Source organism: Rossellomorea sp. DA94 (assembly GCF_029834455.1).
GTDB lineage: Bacteria > Bacillota > Bacilli > Bacillales > Bacillaceae_B > Rossellomorea > Rossellomorea vietnamensis.
This window is the reverse complement of the sequence record NZ_CP122397.1, coordinates 2,922,805-2,942,586: the sequence shown is the minus strand read 5'-3', so window position 1 is coordinate 2,942,586 and position 19,782 is coordinate 2,922,805. Positions and strand designations below refer to the sequence as shown.

Annotated in this window: 18 protein-coding genes, 2 pseudogenes and 2 riboswitches; of the genes and pseudogenes, 16 read left to right on the top strand and 4 right to left on the bottom strand. The window is 44.7% G+C overall.

The window, feature by feature from the left end; all coding sequences use genetic code 11:
- Positions 1–8: 8 nt before the first annotated feature.
- Complete coding sequence (locus P8596_RS15345; protein WP_279724259.1) at positions 9–800, bottom strand: YqhG family protein; 792 nt, start codon at positions 798–800, stop codon at positions 9–11.
- Positions 769–2,469, bottom strand: coding sequence for a DEAD/DEAH box helicase (locus tag P8596_RS15340; RefSeq protein ID WP_279724258.1), 1,701 nt, complete (start codon positions 2,467–2,469; stop codon positions 769–771). The genes P8596_RS15345 and P8596_RS15340 overlap by 32 nt, the downstream gene beginning before the upstream one ends.
- A 174-nt stretch (positions 2,470–2,643) precedes the next feature.
- Positions 2,644–2,735, top strand: a riboswitch (glycine riboswitch).
- A 3-nt stretch (positions 2,736–2,738) separates the two neighbouring features.
- Positions 2,739–2,818: riboswitch (glycine riboswitch) on the top strand.
- Between the two features lie 97 nt (positions 2,819–2,915).
- On the opposite strand from P8596_RS15340, the gene gcvT reads away from it, so the two are divergent.
- From gcvT to gcvPB, 3 genes are read left to right on the top strand one after another with little or no spacing between them, the layout of a single operon-like run.
- The gene (gene gcvT / locus P8596_RS15335; RefSeq protein ID WP_279724257.1) at positions 2,916–4,022 is read left to right on the top strand and encodes a glycine cleavage system aminomethyltransferase GcvT; all 1,107 of its coding nucleotides are present in this window, start codon (positions 2,916–2,918) and stop codon (positions 4,020–4,022) included.
- A 16-nt stretch (positions 4,023–4,038) separates the two neighbouring features.
- The gene (gene gcvPA, locus P8596_RS15330; protein WP_034757966.1) at positions 4,039–5,385 is read left to right on the top strand and encodes an aminomethyl-transferring glycine dehydrogenase subunit GcvPA; all 1,347 of its coding nucleotides are present in this window, start codon (positions 4,039–4,041) and stop codon (positions 5,383–5,385) included.
- Positions 5,378–6,841, top strand: a complete 1,464-nt coding sequence (gene gcvPB / locus P8596_RS15325; RefSeq protein WP_034757969.1) for an aminomethyl-transferring glycine dehydrogenase subunit GcvPB — start codon at positions 5,378–5,380, stop codon at positions 6,839–6,841. The genes gcvPA and gcvPB overlap by 8 nt, the downstream gene beginning before the upstream one ends.
- A 296-nt stretch (positions 6,842–7,137) precedes the next feature.
- Here gcvPB and P8596_RS15320 read toward each other — a convergent pair whose 3' ends face one another.
- Positions 7,138–7,521, bottom strand: a complete 384-nt coding sequence (locus P8596_RS15320) for a rhodanese-like domain-containing protein (protein ID WP_034757979.1) — start codon at positions 7,519–7,521, stop codon at positions 7,138–7,140.
- Positions 7,522–7,731: 210 nt separating this feature from the next.
- Here P8596_RS15320 and P8596_RS15315 point away from each other — a divergent pair, with 210 nt between their 5' ends.
- The 4 genes and pseudogenes from P8596_RS15315 (at position 7,732) to P8596_RS15300 (ending at position 12,797) form a co-directional block, all read left to right on the top strand.
- Complete coding sequence (locus P8596_RS15315; protein ID WP_034757982.1) at positions 7,732–8,568, top strand: lipoate--protein ligase family protein; 837 nt, start codon at positions 7,732–7,734, stop codon at positions 8,566–8,568.
- Between the two features lie 350 nt (positions 8,569–8,918).
- A pseudogene (locus tag P8596_RS15310) lies at positions 8,919–9,713 on the top strand (ribonucleotide reductase N-terminal alpha domain-containing protein); the annotation flags it as partial.
- Positions 9,714–10,033: 320 nt separating this feature from the next.
- Positions 10,034–11,809: pseudogene (locus tag P8596_RS15305) on the top strand (vitamin B12-dependent ribonucleotide reductase); the annotation flags it as partial.
- A 106-nt stretch (positions 11,810–11,915) separates the two neighbouring features.
- Positions 11,916–12,797 carry a patatin-like phospholipase family protein gene (locus P8596_RS15300; RefSeq protein ID WP_079531714.1) on the top strand — a complete coding sequence of 294 codons (882 nt, stop codon included), beginning with the start codon at positions 11,916–11,918 and terminating at the stop codon, positions 12,795–12,797.
- Between the two features lie 16 nt (positions 12,798–12,813).
- On the opposite strand, the gene P8596_RS15295 is transcribed toward P8596_RS15300, so the two are convergent.
- A complete protein-coding gene (locus tag P8596_RS15295) occupies positions 12,814–13,176 on the bottom strand; it encodes an SA1362 family protein (RefSeq protein ID WP_051758230.1) in 363 nt (120 codons plus the stop codon).
- Between the two features lie 306 nt (positions 13,177–13,482).
- Between P8596_RS15295 and P8596_RS15290 the strand changes: the two genes are divergently transcribed.
- The 9 genes from P8596_RS15290 (at position 13,483) to spoIIIAE (ending at position 19,778) form a co-directional block, all read left to right on the top strand.
- Positions 13,483–14,052 carry a YqhR family membrane protein gene (locus tag P8596_RS15290; RefSeq protein WP_061809669.1) on the top strand — a complete coding sequence of 190 codons (570 nt, stop codon included), beginning with the start codon at positions 13,483–13,485 and terminating at the stop codon, positions 14,050–14,052.
- Positions 14,053–14,137: 85 nt separating this feature from the next.
- The gene (gene aroQ / locus P8596_RS15285) at positions 14,138–14,596 is read left to right on the top strand and encodes a type II 3-dehydroquinate dehydratase (protein WP_279724256.1); all 459 of its coding nucleotides are present in this window, start codon (positions 14,138–14,140) and stop codon (positions 14,594–14,596) included.
- A complete protein-coding gene (locus tag P8596_RS15280; protein WP_061809671.1) occupies positions 14,586–15,650 on the top strand; it encodes a M24 family metallopeptidase in 1,065 nt (354 codons plus the stop codon). The genes aroQ and P8596_RS15280 overlap by 11 nt, the downstream gene beginning before the upstream one ends.
- Positions 15,651–15,688: 38 nt before the next feature.
- The gene (gene efp, locus P8596_RS15275) at positions 15,689–16,246 is read left to right on the top strand and encodes an elongation factor P (protein ID WP_060672204.1); all 558 of its coding nucleotides are present in this window, start codon (positions 15,689–15,691) and stop codon (positions 16,244–16,246) included.
- A 205-nt stretch (positions 16,247–16,451) separates the two neighbouring features.
- On the top strand, positions 16,452–17,375 hold the full coding sequence (gene spoIIIAA, locus P8596_RS15270) for a stage III sporulation protein AA (protein ID WP_279724255.1): 924 nt from the start codon (positions 16,452–16,454) through the stop codon (positions 17,373–17,375).
- A complete protein-coding gene (spoIIIAB, locus tag P8596_RS15265; RefSeq protein ID WP_279724254.1) occupies positions 17,376–17,891 on the top strand; it encodes a stage III sporulation protein SpoIIIAB in 516 nt (171 codons plus the stop codon).
- Positions 17,892–17,941: 50 nt separating this feature from the next.
- Entirely contained in the window at positions 17,942–18,148 is a 207-nt protein-coding gene (spoIIIAC, locus tag P8596_RS15260; protein ID WP_034758004.1) for a stage III sporulation protein AC, read from the top strand.
- Between the two features lie 13 nt (positions 18,149–18,161).
- Positions 18,162–18,554, top strand: a complete 393-nt coding sequence (gene spoIIIAD / locus P8596_RS15255) for a stage III sporulation protein AD (protein ID WP_094075148.1) — start codon at positions 18,162–18,164, stop codon at positions 18,552–18,554.
- A gap of 24 nt (positions 18,555–18,578) precedes the next feature.
- Entirely contained in the window at positions 18,579–19,778 is a 1,200-nt protein-coding gene (gene spoIIIAE / locus P8596_RS15250) for a stage III sporulation protein AE (RefSeq protein ID WP_034758010.1), read from the top strand.
- Positions 19,779–19,782: the final 4 nt, after the last annotated feature.

Here is a 19,782-nt window from a genome sequence, read left to right as displayed (position 1 = left end):
CTGAATCCTCATTTCGACTGTTGCAGATAAAAAATCCCGCCGTTTATGACTTCGATGGTGATCTTCGGTTCATACTGCTCTTTTAACGCCTGCTGTTCAAGAAAATAAGATTCTGGCTTTTCTTCCTGATCTCCATAGAAATGGTTCAGAAGTTGAAGGTCCTCATCCCAGGTTTTCCTCGCTTGTTCCGCCCATTCGACGGGCTCCCTTTTGATTTCTTCATAAAGATAAGCCTGAATCCGGTTGACTCCGCTTTTCGGTTTGATGATCGGTGTCAAAGTGAATGAGAAGTCCGGAATCTTCGGCGTCAGGTTTTTGGATAACAATAAAGAGTGAAAGTCCTCTTCTATGACGCCGTTGATCAGGTTTAATCCGATGCTCTTTATGCTGTCTTTCTTTCGATTGGATTGATAGGATATTTTAATATTCAGGCCCAGCCATGGGTGGAGCGGGGTTTGCTGTCCGCTTGGAGTGTACCTGTTTTCATACAGTCGGATATACCCTGCCAAATTTCGTGTCGAATGAAAGATCTGATGCAGACGCGGTGAACCAAAGTGAATCGGTTCTCCTTTCATATCTTCCGGTGCCTGGTCGGGATTGGTGACGAGAGATAATGTCATTGGGTTTGGTGTCCCGCCTGTCTTTTCGAGATAATGCCAATAGAACGGTCGGTTCATTAGCTCTTTATCCAAGTCGATGGTCAGCTGTACGGTCATATATCCATTGCCGTTCGCAACCATATCACAGCCGTTGGCGACGAAGTATCTCTCAAGAAATCGATGAATTTCGTGCTGCTGCATTTGATTTCTCCTCCTTTAATTGTTCGGCGAATTGAATCATACTCGTCAAATTTTCCATTTTGATTTTCATTTCCCCTTCTGTACGGGAGGAGGAGAGGATGTCTGTCATATGCTCTTCAAAATCCCTGAAATCAAGGCGGGTCAGGATTTCGTCCAATTGACCAATTACCCGCTCAAAAAGATTGATCTTTTCATACAGAAGCTTCAGGATATGTTCCTCAACAGTATTCTTAGTTGCAAAGTTATAAATATGAACATCTTCCGTCTGGCCGAGTCGGTGCACACGGCCTATTCGTTGCTCAAGCCTCATAGGATTCCAGGGTAGGTCGAAATTGATCACGTGATGACAGAATTGAAGGTTGATTCCTTCCCCGCCGGCTTCGGTGGCGATCAGCACCTGGGCATGCTTCTGGAATAATTCACGCATCCAGTCTTTTTTACCACGTTTAAATCCACCACGGAATGGGACCGAGCTGATTCCGTGCTGCTTCAAAAACCATTGAAGATAAAGCTGTGTCGCCCGGTACTCGGTGAAAATAATCACTTTATCATTGATGGATTGTACGATTTCCAATGCTTTCTGAGCCTTGGAGTTCATCGTGACATTTTCTACTTTTTTCATCAGTGTCCCAATCAACTGTTCAAAGCCCGGGGTAGGTGATTCCTTCTTCTCAAGCATATTCTTCAGGGTGTAAAAAACAGCTTCGCGTGAGCTGCATGCTTCTCTTTGTAAAGTCAAAAGGGAGAAGGAACTTGAATTGGCCCAGTCATCATATCTCCCCCTGAGCAGATCGATACTGTTATACAGATCCCTTTCAGCTTCATTGAAATCGATCAACACCGTCTTTACATGGCGCTTTGTCCATTCGATACCTGTATCTCCACGGCGGTTACGGATCATCACTTTGTTTATGAGGCTCTTTAAATGTTCATCCTCCTGAAGCGAACGATCTCCTTTTTTATATCTGTCAGTAAATCCTGATTCATTGCCGAGATGCCCCGGCTTTAATAGGGAAACGAGATGAAAGATTTCCTCTACGCGATTTTGGATAGGTGTGGCAGTCAAAAGCAGGCAGAATTTTTTCTTTAGATTCTGCACAAATTCATAGTTTTTTGTTTTATGATTTTTCAGTTTGTGAGCTTCGTCAATGATCACCAGGTCATAATCCTGTTCATACACCTTTTCCCGGTGAGGACTTCTTTTAGCAGTGTCCATGGAAGAGACTACGATGTCACATTGATCCCACACATAGCTCTTTCTCTGGGGCACGGCAGGAATGAAGAATTTGCTGTTCAATTCATACGCCCACTGAGAAACGAGGGAAGCAGGAACAAGGATCAATACTTTTTTTACTAAACCCCGAATCATGTACTCTTTTAATATCAATCCTGCCTCGATCGTCTTCCCGAGTCCGACTTCATCTGCAAGGATGGCTTTTCCATTCATCGTTTCCACAACCTGTTTCGCTGCTTCCAGCTGATGAGGGAGCGGAGTGACGTTTGCCAAATGTTTTGGAGCCTGCAGGCCTTCAAAGTTCGGAATTGCAAGATGATGCTCGAATTCGATGGCGAGCTTATAAAGTTCCCAGTTCCCCCATGGCCCATCATTTTCGATTAAATTCTCGAGACCTTCTCCCCACTCTTCATCAAATATAACTTCAACATTCATCTGAAAAACATCTCCTTAATTCTTATAAAAATGATTGCTCAAAACTCGTATTTAATGGTAGGATGAAAATAGATTTTCAATTGTTAGAAAAACTCGAAAATCCGAACATTCACATTTACAACATTTCTTCTGTATATTTCTAGTATGACCAATTGTTTCAAGGAATATTGGCGAATGATGACAAGGGGAGAGACTGTGCATACAGCGCCGAAGGAGCAAGCACGTTTAAGTGTGAATCTCTCAGGCAAAAAGACTCTTGTTGGACGCAACTCTGGAGAGTGTTTCCGACTCAGGAAACCACCAAAGGGGAAAGCCGTTCTTCGGTAAACTTTCAGGTGCAAGGACAGAGAAAACTTCTTTATGAAAAGGGGTTTTTCTGTCCTTTTTTCATGGGATAAAACGTGGTTAAGGATTATGCATGTAAGGAAAATAAAGGGGGAAAAGTCATGTCAGAGTTAAAACAAACACCTTTATACGAAGTGTACAAAGAGTATGGAGGAAAGACCATCGACTTCGGTGGCTGGGCTTTACCAGTGCAATTCTCAAGTATTAAGGAAGAACATGAAGCGGTACGATCCCGGGCAGGACTATTCGACGTTTCTCATATGGGAGAAATTGAAGTGAAGGGTGAAGGGGCTCTTGACTACTTACAAAAAGTGATGACAAATGATGTTTCCAAAGTGAAAGACGGAGGCGCTCAGTATACGGCTATGTGCTACGAAAACGGTGGGACGGTCGATGATTTACTTGTTTATAAAATTAAAGACAATGATTATTTGCTTGTTGTCAATGCAGCAAATATAGATAAAGATTTCAAATGGCTGAAAGAACATCAGACAAAAGAAGTTGAAATTAATAATATTTCTGAACATATGGCGCAATTGGCACTTCAAGGCCCTCTTGCGGAAGAAGTTCTACAAAAAATTACAAATGAACAAACATTGAGTGATATCGGTTTTTTTAAATTTCAGACGGAAGTGAACATAGATGGTAAACCTGCACTCGTTTCCCGTACCGGTTATACAGGTGAAGATGGTTTTGAAATCTATTGTGCTGCAGGTGATGCTGCTTCAATCTGGAAGACGATCTTAGCTGCCGGCAAAGAGCATGGCGTACTGCCGTGTGGACTTGGTGCACGTGATACCTTGCGTTTTGAAGCGAATCTTGCACTTTATGGCCAAGAACTTTCTCAATCCATCACACCGATTGAAGCTGGAATTGGCTTCGCTGTAAAAGTAAATAAAGAGGTGCCATTCATCGGTCAGGAAGTACTGAAACAACAAAAAGACGAAGGAGCCCCACGAAAGATCGTAGGGATTGAAATGATCGACCGCGGCATTCCACGTCATGGCTACAAAGTATTTTCAGGTGAAGAAGAAATAGGGGAAGTCACAACAGGGACACAATCTCCTACATTAAAGAAAAATATAGGATTGGCATTGCTTGATAAAGAATTCACTTCATTGGATACAGAAGTATTGGTTGAAATCAGAGGGAAAAAGCTTAAAGCGAAAGTGGCATCAACACCTTTTTATAAAAGACCAAAGAAATAGGGGAGGAATGACGGTCATGAAGCATCGTTATTTACCGATGACAGAGCAGGATCAAAGGGAAATGTTAGAACAAATAGGAGTAGACAGCGTTAACGATCTATTTGAAGATATTCCTGAACAGGTTCGTTTCAAAGGGGATTACAACATCAAAGAAGCGAAGTCCGAAACGGAATTGGTAAAGGAACTGACTAAAATGGCAGCGAAGAATGCTGACCTGAAAAGTCATACATCGTTTCTCGGGGCAGGGGTCTATGATCACTACATGCCCATCATCGTAGATCACGTATTATCACGATCAGAGTTTTATACAGCGTATACGCCGTATCAGCCTGAAATTTCCCAAGGGGAACTTCAAGCCATCTTTGAATTCCAGACGATGATTTGTGAACTGACAGGAATGGATGTAGCCAACTCCTCTATGTATGATGGGGGGACGGCCCTTGCAGAGGCAGCAATGCTGAGTGCTGGCCAGACCCGCCGGAAGAAGGTCCTAGTGTCTAGCACAGTCCATCCCGAATCACGTGATGTTTTGCGCTCATATGCAAAAGGTCAGTATATCGAAGTGGTGGAGATTCCGCACACGGATGGTGTAACCGATGTGGAAGAACTTAAGAAATTAATGAGTGATGAGATTGCAGCGGTCATCGTTCAATATCCTAACTTCTTTGGACGTGTGGAAGAGCTGAAAGCGATCGAAGAAGTGGCACATGGGGAAAAAGCGATGTTCGTCGTGTCCTCAAATCCCCTCGCACTCGGGGCACTTACACCTCCGGGGAAATTAGGGGCGGACATTGTCATTGGGGATGCACAGCCATTCGGTATCCCGAGCGCCTTCGGTGGACCTCACTGCGGATACTTCGCCGTGAATAAGAAGCTTATGCGCAAGGTACCTGGACGCCTGGTCGGTCAAACCGTTGATGAAGACGGTATCCGCGGTTTCGTTTTGACTCTCCAAGCCCGTGAACAACATATCCGTCGCGATAAAGCGACATCGAATATCTGTTCCAATCAGGCATTGAATGCACTCGCTGCATCCGTCGCGATGACGGCACTAGGAAAACAGGGTGTCAAAGAAATGGCCATTCAGAATATCCAAAAAGCTCATTACGCTAAAGAAGCCTTGAAAGCGAAAGGGTTCCTGGTCGCGTTTGAAGGACCATCATTCAATGAGTTTGTCATAAAGGTAAATAGGCCTGTCAAAGAAATCAATCAAAAGCTACTCGAAAAAGACATGATTGGTGGATATGACCTTGGACTTATGGATGACAGCTTAACGCAGCATATGCTGGTGGCTGTCACGGAACTTCGCAGCAAAGATGAAATCGACGCATTCGCAGCAGAATTGGGGGATTGTCATGAATAAGCAAGATCAACCTCTTATTTTTGAATTATCTAAAGAAGGCCGAATTGGTTACAGCTTACCTGAAATGGATGTACCTCAGGTAGATTTATCCGAGCTCATTCCATCAGATTACATCCGCACAGAAGCACCGGAACTCCCGGAGGTTTCGGAACTTGATATCATGCGCCACTATACGGCACTGTCCAAGCGTAATCACGGTGTGGACTCCGGTTTCTATCCACTTGGATCCTGTACGATGAAGTACAATCCGAAAGTGAACGAAAACGTTGCACGCTTGAACGGATTCGCCCATATCAACCCGCTGCAGGAACCGGAAAGCGTTCAAGGTGCCCTTGAACTGATGTATGACCTGCAAGAGCATTTGAAAGAAATCACCGGTATGGATGAAGTCACCCTTCAACCTGCTGCAGGGGCCCATGGCGAATGGACCGGGCTTATGATGATCCGTGCTTATCATGAAGCAAATGGTGATACACACCGTACGAAGGTCATCGTACCCGATTCAGCTCATGGAACTAACCCGGCCAGTGCAACGGTTGCCGGCTTTGAAACGGTTACGGTGAAGTCAAACGATAATGGACTCGTCGATTTAGACGATCTTAAGCGCGTTGTCGGGGATGACACGGCTGCCCTGATGTTGACAAACCCGAACACCCTTGGATTATTCGAAGAGAATATCATGGAAATGGCTTCCATCATTCATGAAGCTGGCGGAAAGCTGTATTATGATGGTGCCAATCTAAATGCCGTCCTTTCAAAAGCAAGACCGGGGGATATGGGATTTGACGTCGTACATTTAAATCTCCACAAAACATTCACTGGCCCTCACGGTGGCGGTGGTCCGGGAAGCGGTCCTGTCGGAGTGAAGGAAGACTTGATTAAATACCTTCCTAAACCGGTACTGGTGAAAAATGGTGACACGTTCGAATTCGATTACAACAGACCTGAATCCATCGGACGGGTAAAACCTTACTATGGAAACTTTGGAATCAATGTCCGTGCGTATACGTATATCAGGACGATGGGGCCGGACGGACTGAGAGCCGTAACGGAAAACGCGGTCCTGAATGCCAACTACATGATGCGTCGACTGGCACCTCACTTTGACCTGCCATACGATCGTCATTGTAAGCATGAGTTTGTCATCAGTGGGAAACGTCAGAAGAAGCTCGGCGTCCGAACATTGGATATTGCGAAGCGACTACTGGACTTCGGATATCATCCACCAACCATTTACTTCCCGTTAAACGTGGAAGAGTGCATGATGATCGAACCGACGGAAACAGAATCCAAAGAAACCCTTGATTCCTTCATTGATGCCATGATCCAAATTGCCAAAGAAGCAGAAGAAACACCGGAAATCGTCCAGGAAGCCCCTCACACAACCATCGTGAAGCGTATGGATGAAACACTGGCTGCAAGAAAACCGGTACTCCGTTATACAAAAGAGAGCTAAACGTACCATTGACACCGAAAGCCCTGCAGGAAAATCTCTGCAGGGCTTTTAGTTGAGGGACGGACCTGTGATATGTAGTGATGGTGATGAGGAATCCAACCGATATGGGTGATCATCCAGCGGAAATGAACAGGAAACCAGCCGTTTTGGTCAATAATTCAGCCGAAAGATCAAAAAATCCAGCCGCTTTCAGGAGAAATCCAGCCGTAAACCATTTAGTTTCATTTGCGGATGCATCCCGGCCACTCACGAACCGCATGCAATAAAAAAGATCGCCCAGGGGCGATCTCTCTGCATTATTTTTTATGCTTTACTTTCCCTGTCCATTTTTTAAATCCACCTTGTAACTGGTGAAGATTGCGGTACCCTTTTTTGTGCAGCATTTGAGCTGCTCTTCCACTGCGGAGCCCGCTTTGGCAATAAAGGTATACGGGTTGATCTGAGCGGATTTCCTTTTGTCTCATTTTGATCTGTGACAAAGGAATATTGCGTGCACCGAGGACGTGACCGTTTTCAAATTCATTCGCTTCACGAACATCTATCAATTGAGCTTTACGATATCCTGCTCGAAATTCTTCCTCATTCAGTGTATTCACGATTCTCTTTTGATAGAAGAACGTAAAAAGTGAATAGATAATGATTCCACCAAGTACGACTAAAAGAATATATAATCCTTCCATCATTCATGCTCCTTTCTACAAATGCGCTACCTTCTATTATATTCATGAAGTGCGTAAGAATCAAAACAAATTTATTATTTTACAGCAAAGACTTTCCAATCTGTTTTTCTTTGTTTTTTCGATTGGATTTGATAGACTAGTAACGGACTTGAATGAAGATGAATTTTTACATAACGCTATTAAATAGAAGACGCAAATGAGGTATGCTGCATGAAAAAGGAAACGTGGAGATTCATTGACTCCGGGAATTGTTCTCCCTCTTATAATATGGCCCTTGATGAGGCCTTGCTCGATTGGCACAGTGAAGGGAAGATCCCTCCTACGATCCGGTTTTACGGGTGGGATCCAGCGACACTTTCTGTCGGTTATTTTCAAAAAGTAGAAAAGGAAATCAATCTTGACGCTGTCAAAGAACACGGACTTGGTTTTGTAAGACGGCCGACGGGAGGCAGAGGGGTTCTTCATGAACATGAATTGACGTACAGCGTCATCGTGTCAGAAGAACATCCGGAAATGCCGAGAACCGTCACAGAAGCGTACCGTGTGATTTCAGAAGGGATTCTGAAGGGATTTCAAGGGCTTGGTCTCGAAGCCTACTTTGCTGTACCAAGGACGGCAGAAGAACGGGAAGGATTAAAGAATCCGCGATCGGCGGTTTGCTTTGATGCCCCGAGCTGGTATGAGCTTGTCGTGGAAGGACGAAAAGTGGCAGGAAGTGCACAGACGAGACAAAAAGGTGTCATCCTTCAGCACGGCTCGATTCTATTGGACCTTGATGAGGATAAGTTGTTCAGCCTGTTCAAATACCCCTCCGACAGGGTAAAAGAGCGTATGCAGCGGGCATTTAAAAGCAAGGCTGTTGCAATGAATGAAATCAGTTCAGTACCGGTCACGATGGATATGGCGAAGGAAGCATTCAAAAAAGGTTTTGAGGAAGGATTGAATATCCATCTCGAGCCTTATGAGCTCTCTGAAGAGGAAACACAATATGTTGTGGATCTTGCCGAATCACGATACGAATCTGATGAGTGGAATTTTAAACGTTAAAAAATTTTTTATTGAAAAAAAGCGATGCTTGTCGCTTTTTTCCTATTTTACCAACGATTACGGTGCTTTATATTATATCAAGTTCAAAATTAATAGAAATAGCGGGATTAATAGATGTTTTTCTATTCTTTTCTCCTGTTTTCTATTTTTATTGGCATATTAACCGTTTGACAAACAAATGACCTATTGACCTGAAACACAATATATGGTGTGTCGAATAATTTTTCGTACACAATATGTTGTGTTTATTTATTGCTTTTCCAGAATGGCTATGATATCTTAATACTTGATATAAGATATCAGCGAAGAAAACAGAAACTGAAACATTTGAGATAGAAGGAGTTGTCTTTATGACTGTTGCGTCGAAAAATGCGATGAAATTAAACACCGAGAGATTAAATAAGGATATTGGATTGTTTCCTCAAGTACATCCCATCACACCGGATATGACTACTACACACAAAGGTGTCTCCCGTCTGGTCATGATCGATCGTTATTCGTTCAAGGATACGGAAAAGATCACACTGAACGAAGGAGACTTCGTGGTCCTCACCATCAAGGAAGATCCCAAGTTTCCTGCAAGGGGATTGGGCTACATTTCAAGCATCGATTGGGAAACGAAAAAAGCATCTGTCTGGATCGAAGAAGAGTACAGAAGTGCCATCGATAAACCGGAGGAGATGGAGACGGGGATTGTCTCGAGGACACTCGATGTCATTGAGAAACCACTTGAAGTCTACTATGAACAAATTGCGAAGCGTAACGCAACAGGCTTGGCAGAGGTGGAAGAAACTCCTGAAAAGAGACAGGTTTGGTTTGAAAAATTCTATCATGAGCTAGTGAATCTCCATTTTGTTCCTGCTGGACGTGTCCTATACGGAGCGGGTGCAGGCACGGATGTAACGTATTTCAACTGTTATGTGATGCCATTCGTACAGGATTCCCGCGAAGGTATCTCAGAGCACCGCAAGCAGGTGATGGAGATCATGAGCCGCGGCGGCGGAGTCGGAACGAACGGATCGACCCTTCGTCCACGCAATACTCTCGCGAAAGGTGTCAACGGGAAATCATCAGGTTCCGTTTCCTGGCTGGATGACATCGCGAAACTGACTCACTTAGTTGAGCAGGGCGGATCAAGACGTGGTAAAACAGCATAAGTGCCTCGTCTATAAACAAACCTCGTGAATTGCTGGAAACTCTTTACATGGCTTACTGGCTACAACGCAGCCGGAAACGGCAAACGTGAATGCTCAAAAACAGTAAGTGGATAAAGACAATCAGCAGCCAAGCTCCTCTGAAATGGAGAAGGTTCAACGACCATCGAAAGCACGCTGCATCTGGCGGAAGTGAGTAGAGTAGGAGTCGAGTGACTCCGAAGTGCGAGGACACTCAAATGAGTGTAAGATATGGTCTGAACTCTAAGGCGACTTAGAGAGTTGATGTAACGAATCAACGTAACATATTGGCACAAATGATCATGCTTTCAGATTGGCATCCCGATATTATTGAATTTATTATTTCTAAAATGCAAAACCCGCGTATCCTGCGTTATCTTCTTGAAAATACGGAAGATGAAACCATCAAAAAGGCGGCTCAGGATAAGTTGAAGTTCACCCCGCTGACTGAACAAGAGGAAGCGATGTATCAAGGGATCCTGAACTACAGACAGATCCCCGGCTATGGTGGATTCGATGCGAAAATCCTTAAGAATGCGGAAGAAAAACTGCGCACAGGGGGCACATACAGTGTCCATAATTCAGAATTCCTGACAGGGGCGAACATCTCCGTCTGCCTGACAAGCGACTTCATGGAAGCCGTGGAGAACGATCGTGAATATGAGCTTCGCTTCCCTGATGTGGAAAGTTATAACGAAGAGCAAATGAACTATTATAATGAAGAATGGCATAATGTAGGCGATGTGCGCGAATGGGAAAAGCTTGGATACAAAGTTCGCACATACCGAAAGATCAAGGCGAAAGAACTGTGGAACCTGATCAATGTGTGTGCAACCTACTCAGCTGAACCAGGAATCTTCTTTATCGATAACGCCAATGATATGACGAATGCGAAAGCATACGGCCAAAAGGTAGTGGCCACGAACCCATGCGGCGAGCAGCCCCTTGCTCCATATTCAGTGTGTAACCTGGCAGCCGTCAACCTTGCTCAGTTTGCGGATAAAGAGACGAAGACCGTTGATTTCGAGAAATTGAAGCGTACGGTTGAAGTCGGTGTTCGCATGCAGGACAATGTCATCGACGCGACTCCATACTTCCTGGATGAAAATAAGAAGCAGGCTCTCGGGGAGCGACGCGTAGGCCTTGGCGTAATGGGTCTTGCCGACTTATTGATCTACTGTGAAAAAGAATACGGTTCAGAAGAAGGCAACAGGCTTGTGGATGAAGTCTTTGAAGTCATCGCGACAACTGCTTATCGTGCTTCTGTAGAATTATCGAAGGAAAAAGGAAGCTTCCCATTCCTGACTGGAAGCACCGATGAAGAAACGAAGGCCCTGCGTAAGGCATTCGTGGAAACAGGCTTTATGAAGAAAATGCCTGAAGACGTACGTCATGACATTGAAGAGTACGGAATCCGGAATTCCCATCTGCTGACGGTGGCCCCAACAGGTTCGACCGGTACGATGGTCGGAGTGTCGACGGGTCTTGAGCCATACTTCTCCTTCACCTATTACAGAAGTGGACGTCTCGGTAAATTCATTGAAGTAAAGGCGGATATTGTAGAGGATTACTTGAAGAGAAATCCGGATGCGGATGCAGACAATCTTCCGGAATGGTTTATCTCTTCCATGAGCCTGGCTCCACAAGCACATGCCGACGTTCAATGCGTCATCCAAAATTGGATCGACAGCTCCATTTCGAAAACCGTGAATGCCCCTCGTGGTTATACGGTAGAACAGGTAGAAAAAGTATATGAACGACTGTATAAAGGTGGAGCAAAGGGCGGTACCGTGTATGTGGACGGAAGCCGTGATTCTCAGGTGCTTACCCTTAAAGCGGAAGAAAACAGCTTTGATGATGAAAATGAACAGGAACAACATGACATTCCGACCGCTAAAAAGCCGATCGTATTACTGGATACAATCCAGGACGTGCGTTCCACGGACGTAACCATCGGTTCTGAAGTGGGGAATACATGCCCGGTCTGCCGTAAAGGTACGGTAAAAGATATGGGTGGTTGCAATACTTGTACAAACTGCGGCGCTCAGCTGAAGTGTGGACTATAATCATTAAAATGCGCAGGAGGGGACTGGTTCCCCTCCTGTTTTTTTTAGTCTAAAATCCTTCTAGGTGAATTAAAGATGTAGTAATACACTAAAAGGAGTGGAGCCTTTGGACATCGATGGCGTATTTTCCGGTGGAGGTATAAAGGGGCTCGCCATGATTGGAGCGTACCAGGCGATTGAAGAGGAAGGATACACATTCAAGAGGCTGGCAGGAACCAGTGCAGGGGCAGTGATTGCTGCATTTATCGCTGCAGGATACTCAAGCCGTGAATTACTCAAAATCATGGGCGACCTTGATTTGAAAGACTTGTTGGATTCAAACGCAGTCATTTCCCTTCCGATCCTTAAGTGGTTTCGGGTTTATTATCGTTTAGGATTATATAAAGGAGCGGCACTTGAAAGCTGGGTGGAGGAAAAGCTGAAAGCGAGGGGGATCTATACGTTTGCCGATCTGCCCCCCAGGTCCCTCCGTGTCATTGCATCGGATTTATCAAACGGAAGACTGCTTGTCCTTCCTGATGACCTTGAGAAATACGGCATACCAAAAGAAACTTTTCCCGTTGCCAGGGCGATACGGATGAGTGCGAGCCTTCCTTATTTCTTTGAACCTGTGAAACTGCGTTCACTCGAAGGGACCAGTTTCATGGTGGACGGGGGGGTGCTCAGTAATTTCCCCATGTGGCTCTTTGACAGGGAAAATGTGAAGAAGGTAAGGCCGGTACTCGGAGTGAAGCTTAGTCACGACTTGATGAGTAAGCCGAAAAAACCGATCAAAAATGCCATTGATTTATATGGAGCCCTCTTTACGACCATGAAAGACGCCCATGATTCAAGATATATTTCCAGAAAGCTTGAAAAGAACATTATTTTTATACCGACTGAAGGGGTACTCACCACTGAATTCGAACTCACTCCCGAGCGGAAGATTGAACTCGTCCAATACGGGAAAACAAAGGCCGCAGCCTTTTTGCAGACATGGCCCCATTAAAAAAACAATCGAGCTCCTAAAACGAAGCTCGATTGTTTTTTTTATTCTTTTTTCCTTCAATTACGGTTAGTTTGGCATTGGATTTTTTTCGTATCGAACGTTTTTTTGAAACATTGGATACTTGAGGTTTACTTGTAGACTTCTTCTTATGCCGCTTCTTCGATTGCTTGGCTGCTTTAACAAACGCTCTCTGTTCATTGCTATTTCCAGTCCGTCTTCCACTGAACCATCTTTTGTAAATGAAATAGATGATCCCGATGACGGCTGCTGTAATCAGCAATTGCCTTGCAAGACCTAAAGGATTTCCGAACAGGGAAGTTCCGAGCCCGATTATAGCCAACAAAATGAGTGTGAAAACAAAGATATTACGAGCGTTCAACAAAGCCACCTCCTTACATCACTATCCATCTTAGATATTATCTATACTATTATTCTAGACCATTTCGGCCTTCTTTAACCGTATAAATTGATTTTTTATCAGGGTATGAATGGGACGAACCCACTTCTTTTTTCTGAAACTTTAAAAGATATTATCTATTTTACTAAATATTGAAGAAAAGCACTAGAGGGAGCGTTTCCCGAATGTTATTTATCTACGATCTGGTCCAGATTGGAGGAGAGAAAAATAAACATTCCATGCAAATGTTTCATTCTATGGGACATACTACGAATGGAGGTGTTACAGATGGCAGAACAGAAAGGGCAACATGAGAAGGTTCAGAACGGGACGGAAGAGAGTAAAGAAAATCCACGATTGGAGCAGAATCAAAGTGAAAAACCGCTTTCCTTCACGGCAATGGTCGTCGTGACGGGCTTTACAGCCGGGATGTTATGGAGCGGGATTGCATACATTTGCTACTTCTTCTCCTTTACGAAGATTGAACCCAATATCATATTCGAACCTTGGGCAGTCGGGAACTGGGTGGACAAATGGATCGGTATCGTTCTATCCATCGTGGCTTATGGTGTCATATCGATCGGCGTGGCCCTCATTTATTATGGCCTGTTGAGAAAATTCAAGTCCATGTGGGTTGGTGCAGCGTACGGAATCGCTCTGTACCTGGCTTTTTTTCTGGTACTGAATCCACTTTTCCCAAGCATAAAATCCTTTACAGCCATTGATTATCACACATTGATCACAACGTTCTGTTTGTATATTCTTTACGGTGTATTTATAGGTTACTCGATTTCATACGAAGAAAATGAATTAAGGCATCAGGATGAAAAGGAAAAATCAGGGGAAGTTTCTCATTAATTTATCAGACAATTAAGTAGGTATAGGTAAAAGGTTTATGTTAGAATGTTCATGATGAACATTCTATTTTTTTAGGAGTTTACATATGGTGAAAATCTTGCTGTTAAATGGGCCCAATTTAAACCGATTAGGGAAACGGGAGCCCGCTATTTACGGTCATGTCACACTGGCTCAACTGGAATCAACCTTGAAAAGCAAGGCAGAAGATGACGGTCATGAATTGCTTGCCGCTCAATCGAATCATGAAGGGGAATTGATTGACATCATCCACACCTGTGAAGATGAAGGATATGGGGGGATTATATTGAACCCCGGTGCGTTCACGCATTACAGCTATGCGTTGAGAGATGCTGTGGCGTCGGTATCCGTTCCGGTTGTGGAAGTGCATATATCAAATATTCATGCACGGGAAGAGTTTAGGCATCAGTCTGTCGTGGCAGCTGAGACGATTGGTCAGATCGTCGGATTCGGACTGTTTGGGTACGAGTTGGCCCTCAAAGCCATTATAATGAACATTAAGGGAGTGGAACACGATGAAAATTGAACGATTACGTGAAACCTTTTCAGAGAATGAACTTGACGGTATTTTATTGACGAGTATGTATAACCGACGCTATATGACGAACTTTACGGGTTCTTCGGGAGTGGTATTGATTTCAAAGGAGAAGGCCTTATTCATCACCGATTTCAGATACATAGAACAAGCAACGGAACAGGCGGCTGATTATGAAATCGTGCAGCATACCGGTCCGATTCATGAAGAAGTGGCAAAGCAGGTGAAGAACCTGGGTATTACGAAACTTGGTTTCGAAAAGAACGATATGACCTACAGTGCTTTCGAAAGCTACCGGGATACAGTGGAAGCGGAAATGGTGCCGGTATCCGGTTTAGTGGAAAAGTTACGCTTGATTAAGACACCTGAAGAGCTTAATATAATTAAGGATGCGGCGGATATCGCCGATGCAGCATTTAAGCATATATTAGATTTCATCAAACCGGGTGTGACAGAGTTAGAGGTTTCAAATGAATTAGAATTCTTCATGAGAAAAGCAGGAGCCACTTCATCCTCTTTTGATACCATCGTTGCCTCAGGTTATCGTTCTGCACTGCCTCACGGGGTGGCCAGTGATAAAGTCATTGAAAAAGGTGATTTTGTAACATTGGATTATGGTGCATACTATAAAGGATACTGCTCCGATATGACACGTACTTTATCGGTAGGAGAACCAAGCGAGAAATTGAAAGAGATCTATGATGTCGTCCTTCAATCACAGCTTCTTGCCATGGACCGGATCAAGCCGGGCATGACAGGTAAGGAAGCGGATGCGATCGCACGCGATTACATAACAGAAAAGGGTTATGGTGAGTATTTCGGACACACATTAGGGCATGGGATCGGTCTTGAAGTACACGAAGGACCAGGACTTTCTACGCGCTCTGATGTGGTTCTCGAGCCTGGGATGATTGTAACCGTTGAACCAGGTATCTATGTACCGGGTGTTGGCGGCGTACGCATCGAGGACGATACACTCATAACGGAAGATTCAAATGAAACACTAACACACTCAACAAAAGATCTAATCATTCTACCATTTTAGTCCTGAAAAAGGCCTACTAATCAATAGGAGGAATAAACATGATTTCAGTAAATGATTTTCGCACAGGTTTAACCGTTGAAGTCGACAACGGAATTTGGCGGGTAATCGATTTCCAACACGTTAAACCAGGTAAGGGAGCCGCGTTCGTCCGCTCTAAACTTCGTAACCTGCGCACAGGTGCCATCCAGGAAAAAACGTTCCGTGCCGGTGAAAAAGTTGGAAAAGCACAGATCGACAACCGTAAAATGCAGTACCTGTATGCCAATGGGGACATGCATGTATTCATGGACAACGAAAGCTACGATCAAATCGAGCTTCCTGCTTCTTCCATCGAATATGAATTGAAATATTTAAAAGAAAACATGGAAGTATCCATTATGATGTATGGAGCCGAAACGCTTGGTGTCGAGCTTCCAAACTCTGTTGAATTAAAAGTGACGGAAACAGAACCGGGAATCAAAGGTGACACGGCTTCCGGTGGATCCAAGCCAGCTACTGTTGAAACAGGTTTAGTGGTAAACGTTCCATTCTTCGTGAACGAAGGGGACACACTTATCATTAACACAACGGACGGATCTTACGTATCACGGGGATAAAGAATAAATATCAAAAGCCTGAACGGGATGAATCCCGTTCAGGCTTTTTTTTGTCTTTTTCCATTCCACTCCCAATGACCACCTCGAATCTCCCAACTCTATTGTCATAATCTCCATTCGCTAGAATACATTGTATTATCGGGAAGCATGTACGAAGGGTCCAGATCCTTCTACCCGAAGTGGAACAAGATTAGGAGGTCTCCATATGCAAGAAGTTCTAGCCTTTCTACCCAGCACTATATCTGATAAAGTCCTGTCCCTTCCACAAGATCTGATTGACCGGATAGAAGAAATCAGGGTTCGTACCAACCGTGTATTAGAGGTAACGGCACGGGGGAAGCCATACTTTCTTTCCTATACGGTCACAGAAGAAGATAGTGAACAGCTCATTAACAAATTATCCCGCCATTCATTTTATACATTGGAAGAAGAATTGAAGCGTGGCTATATCACGATTGAAGGCGGGCATCGGGTGGGGCTCGCCGGGAAGGTGATACTAGAGGGCGGAGTTGTGAAGGGGATTCGGAATCTCTCTTCTTTTAATATCCGGATTGCCAGGGAAAAACTTGGCATAGCTCGGTCCATCCTTCCATATGTGTACAGTGACGGCTGGAAACATACGATGCTCATTGGTTCCCCTCAGACCGGCAAAACGACCCTGTTACGGGATCTGGCCAGGATGATTTCGACGGGGGTCCCTGAAAGGAATATCCCGCCATTCAAGGTGGGGATCGTTGATGAACGATCAGAAATTGCCGGCTGCGTGAACGGCATCCCTCAGCTGATGTTCGGTCCGAGGGTGGACGTGCTGGATGCCTGTCCAAAAGCTGAAGGGATGATGATGCTGATCCGTTCCATGAGTCCGGATGTCCTGGTCGTGGATGAAATCGGACGGTTGGAAGATGGTCAGGCGATTCAGGAAGCCGTAAATGCCGGCATTACCCTTGTCATGACGACACATGGGTCTTCTTTAAGCGAAGTAAGGAAGAGACCTGTGATCAAGGATATTGTGAATCTACAGACGATTGAACGATTCGTGGAACTGAGGAGGGGGGATGAACCGGGTAAGGTCCATGAGGTGTGGGACGAACACGGACAATCTCTTCTGAAAAAAGTGAGTGTGACGTAAATGATAAAACTTGTTGGCGCTGTATTTATTCTCCTTTCCACTTCCTGGGCAGGGTTCGAAGCTTCGAAATATTTGACGGAAAGGCCAAGGCAGCTTCGGCTATTGAAGCTGGCCCTTCAGTCATTGGAAGCTGAAATCACCTATAGTCATACCCCTTTGCACGAAGCGACCAGAAAGATTTCCAAACAACTGCAAAAGCCTGTTTCCTGGTTTTTTGAAACGTTCTCGAAGAAATTGACAGAGGAGGAGATCTCAGTGAAGAAAGCATGGGATGAAAGCCTGAACGATGTCTGGAAGTTAACGGCCTTTAAAGCGGGTGAGTATGAAATCCTGAAGCAATTCGGAGAAAACCTTGGCAGACACGACATGATGACTCAGCAAAAACATATCCAGCTTGCTCTTAAACATCTGGATAGGGAAGAAACGGAAGCCGTTGAAAAGCAGAAGAAATATGAAAAGATGACGAAAAGTCTAGGTTTTCTATCAGGACTTTTGTTGATCATCCTACTACTCTGACTTGCGGAAGGCATACGGGATGAGGCTTAGAAACCAGGAGGGAAATAATTATGGGAATTGACGTGGATATTATTTTCAAGATTGCCGGAGTAGGGATTGTCGTCGCCTTTTTGCATACGATTTTAGATCAGGTAGGAAAGAAGGAATATGCCCAGTGGGTGACATTATTCGGGTTCATCTACATCTTGTTCATGGTGGCTTCGATTGTCGATGATTTGTTCCAGAAGATAAAATCGGTCTTCTTATATCAAGGATAAGGGGGCGTCCGCGATTGAAATCATCCAGATTGTAGGTATTGCACTGGTTGCTACTTTTCTTGCTTTGATTGTGAAAGAACAAAAACCAAATTTTGCTTTCCTGCTCATTGTGTTTACAGGTTGTACGATTTTTTTATTTCTTATTGATCAAATTTATTCCATCATTCATATGATTGAGAAATTGGCTGCAAACGCAAACGTGAACATGGTGTATGTGGAAACCATCCTGAAGATCATCGGCATCGCTTACATAGCGGAATTCGCTTCACACATTACGAAAGATGCCGGGCAGGGGGCACTGGCAGCGAAAGTGGAGCTTGCCGGAAAGATCTTAATATTGGCAATGGCTGTTCCCATTCTGACAGTCATCATCGAAACGATCATCAATATGATTCCGACTGGATAAGCGAAACGTTAAGAGGTGGAATGAATGTTGCAATTATACCGGATACTCGTCACAGCACTCGTTATCTTTTTCATCACAGCCTCAAGTGGACAAGCAGAAGAAGGGGATGAACAGACTCCTCCCGATACAAACATCCAGCAGGAATTGATCGATGCGCAGCTGGACCGGTTAGGGGTTGAAGAACTGACAGGATACTGGAATAGTATCGTGGATCAATACGGCGGCTATCTTCCCGAAAGTCAAAAAGGCAGTTTGATCGATTTCATGAAAGGCGAGAAAGAGTTCTCCTTCAAGGCATGGTTCAGCGGAATCTTCAAATTTGCCTTTCAGGAGCTTGTGATGAATGGAAAGTTATTGGGGACCCTGATTATGCTCACGATCTTCAGCATGTTTCTCCAGTCCCTGCAGAATGCTTTCGAAGGGGGAAGCGTCAGCAAGGTGGCATACAGCATCATATTCATGGTGCTGATCATCATCGCCCTGAATAGTTTTCACGTGGCCATCGACTACACCCGGGATGCGATCTCCACCATGGTCCATTTCATCATCGCCCTCATCCCGCTGCTCCTTGCCCTGATTGCCGCTTCAGGAGGCGTGGTTTCGGCAGCTTTCTTTCACCCGGTCATTATCTTCCTGATGAATACAAGCGGTCTGCTCATTCAAAATGTCGTGCTGCCCCTCCTGTTCCTATCCGCCCTTCTGAGCATTGTGAGCACCCTTTCCAGTCATTATAAAGTGACTCAGCTCGCTCAATTATTGAGAACTTGGAGCATCGGACTGTTAGGGGCGTTCATGACGGTCTTTCTCGGGGTGATATCCGTACAGGGTGCCACCGCAGCCGTTACGGACGGTATAACGATCCGTACAGCGAAATTTGTGACAGGCAACTTTGTCCCGGTCATCGGCAGGATGTTCACTGACGCAGCAGATACCGTGATCAGCGCATCTGTCCTCCTGAAAAATACGGTGGGGATAGCGGGTGTCGCCATCGTTCTGATCATTGCAGCCTTTCCGGCCATCAAGATCTTGATGATTGCCTTCATATACAAACTGGCGGCCGCTCTCCTTCAACCTCTCGGGGGAGGGCCGGTGATCGAATGCCTGGATACCATCGCAAAGAGTGTGATTTATGTCTTTGCGGCTCTAGCGATCGTGTCCTTTATGTTTTTCTTAAGTCTTACCGTCATCATTGCAGCGGGAAATATTACGATGATGATGCGATAAGGGG

Coding starts and splice junctions, on each gene's coding strand:
- P8596_RS15320 (WP_034757979.1), bottom strand. CDS start 7,521: ATGGAAGGATTATATATTCTTTTAGTCGTACTTGGTGGAATCATTATC.
- gcvPB (WP_034757969.1), top strand. CDS start 5,378: ATGAATAAGCAAGATCAACCTCTTATTTTTGAATTATCTAAAGAAGGC.
- aroQ (WP_279724256.1), top strand. CDS start 14,138: ATGGTGAAAATCTTGCTGTTAAATGGGCCCAATTTAAACCGATTAGGG.
- efp (WP_060672204.1), top strand. CDS start 15,689: ATGATTTCAGTAAATGATTTTCGCACAGGTTTAACCGTTGAAGTCGAC.
- P8596_RS15340 (WP_279724258.1), bottom strand. CDS start 2,469: ATGAATGTTGAAGTTATATTTGATGAAGAGTGGGGAGAAGGTCTCGAG.
- P8596_RS15280 (WP_061809671.1), top strand. CDS start 14,586: ATGAAAATTGAACGATTACGTGAAACCTTTTCAGAGAATGAACTTGAC.
- gcvT (WP_279724257.1), top strand. CDS start 2,916: ATGTCAGAGTTAAAACAAACACCTTTATACGAAGTGTACAAAGAGTAT.
- spoIIIAE (WP_034758010.1), top strand. CDS start 18,579: ATGTTGCAATTATACCGGATACTCGTCACAGCACTCGTTATCTTTTTC.
- P8596_RS15345 (WP_279724259.1), bottom strand. CDS start 800: ATGCAGCAGCACGAAATTCATCGATTTCTTGAGAGATACTTCGTCGCC.
- spoIIIAB (WP_279724254.1), top strand. CDS start 17,376: ATGATAAAACTTGTTGGCGCTGTATTTATTCTCCTTTCCACTTCCTGG.
- gcvPA (WP_034757966.1), top strand. CDS start 4,039: ATGAAGCATCGTTATTTACCGATGACAGAGCAGGATCAAAGGGAAATG.
- P8596_RS15290 (WP_061809669.1), top strand. CDS start 13,483: ATGGCAGAACAGAAAGGGCAACATGAGAAGGTTCAGAACGGGACGGAA.
- P8596_RS15315 (WP_034757982.1), top strand. CDS start 7,732: ATGAAAAAGGAAACGTGGAGATTCATTGACTCCGGGAATTGTTCTCCC.
- spoIIIAA (WP_279724255.1), top strand. CDS start 16,452: ATGCAAGAAGTTCTAGCCTTTCTACCCAGCACTATATCTGATAAAGTC.
- spoIIIAC (WP_034758004.1), top strand. CDS start 17,942: ATGGGAATTGACGTGGATATTATTTTCAAGATTGCCGGAGTAGGGATT.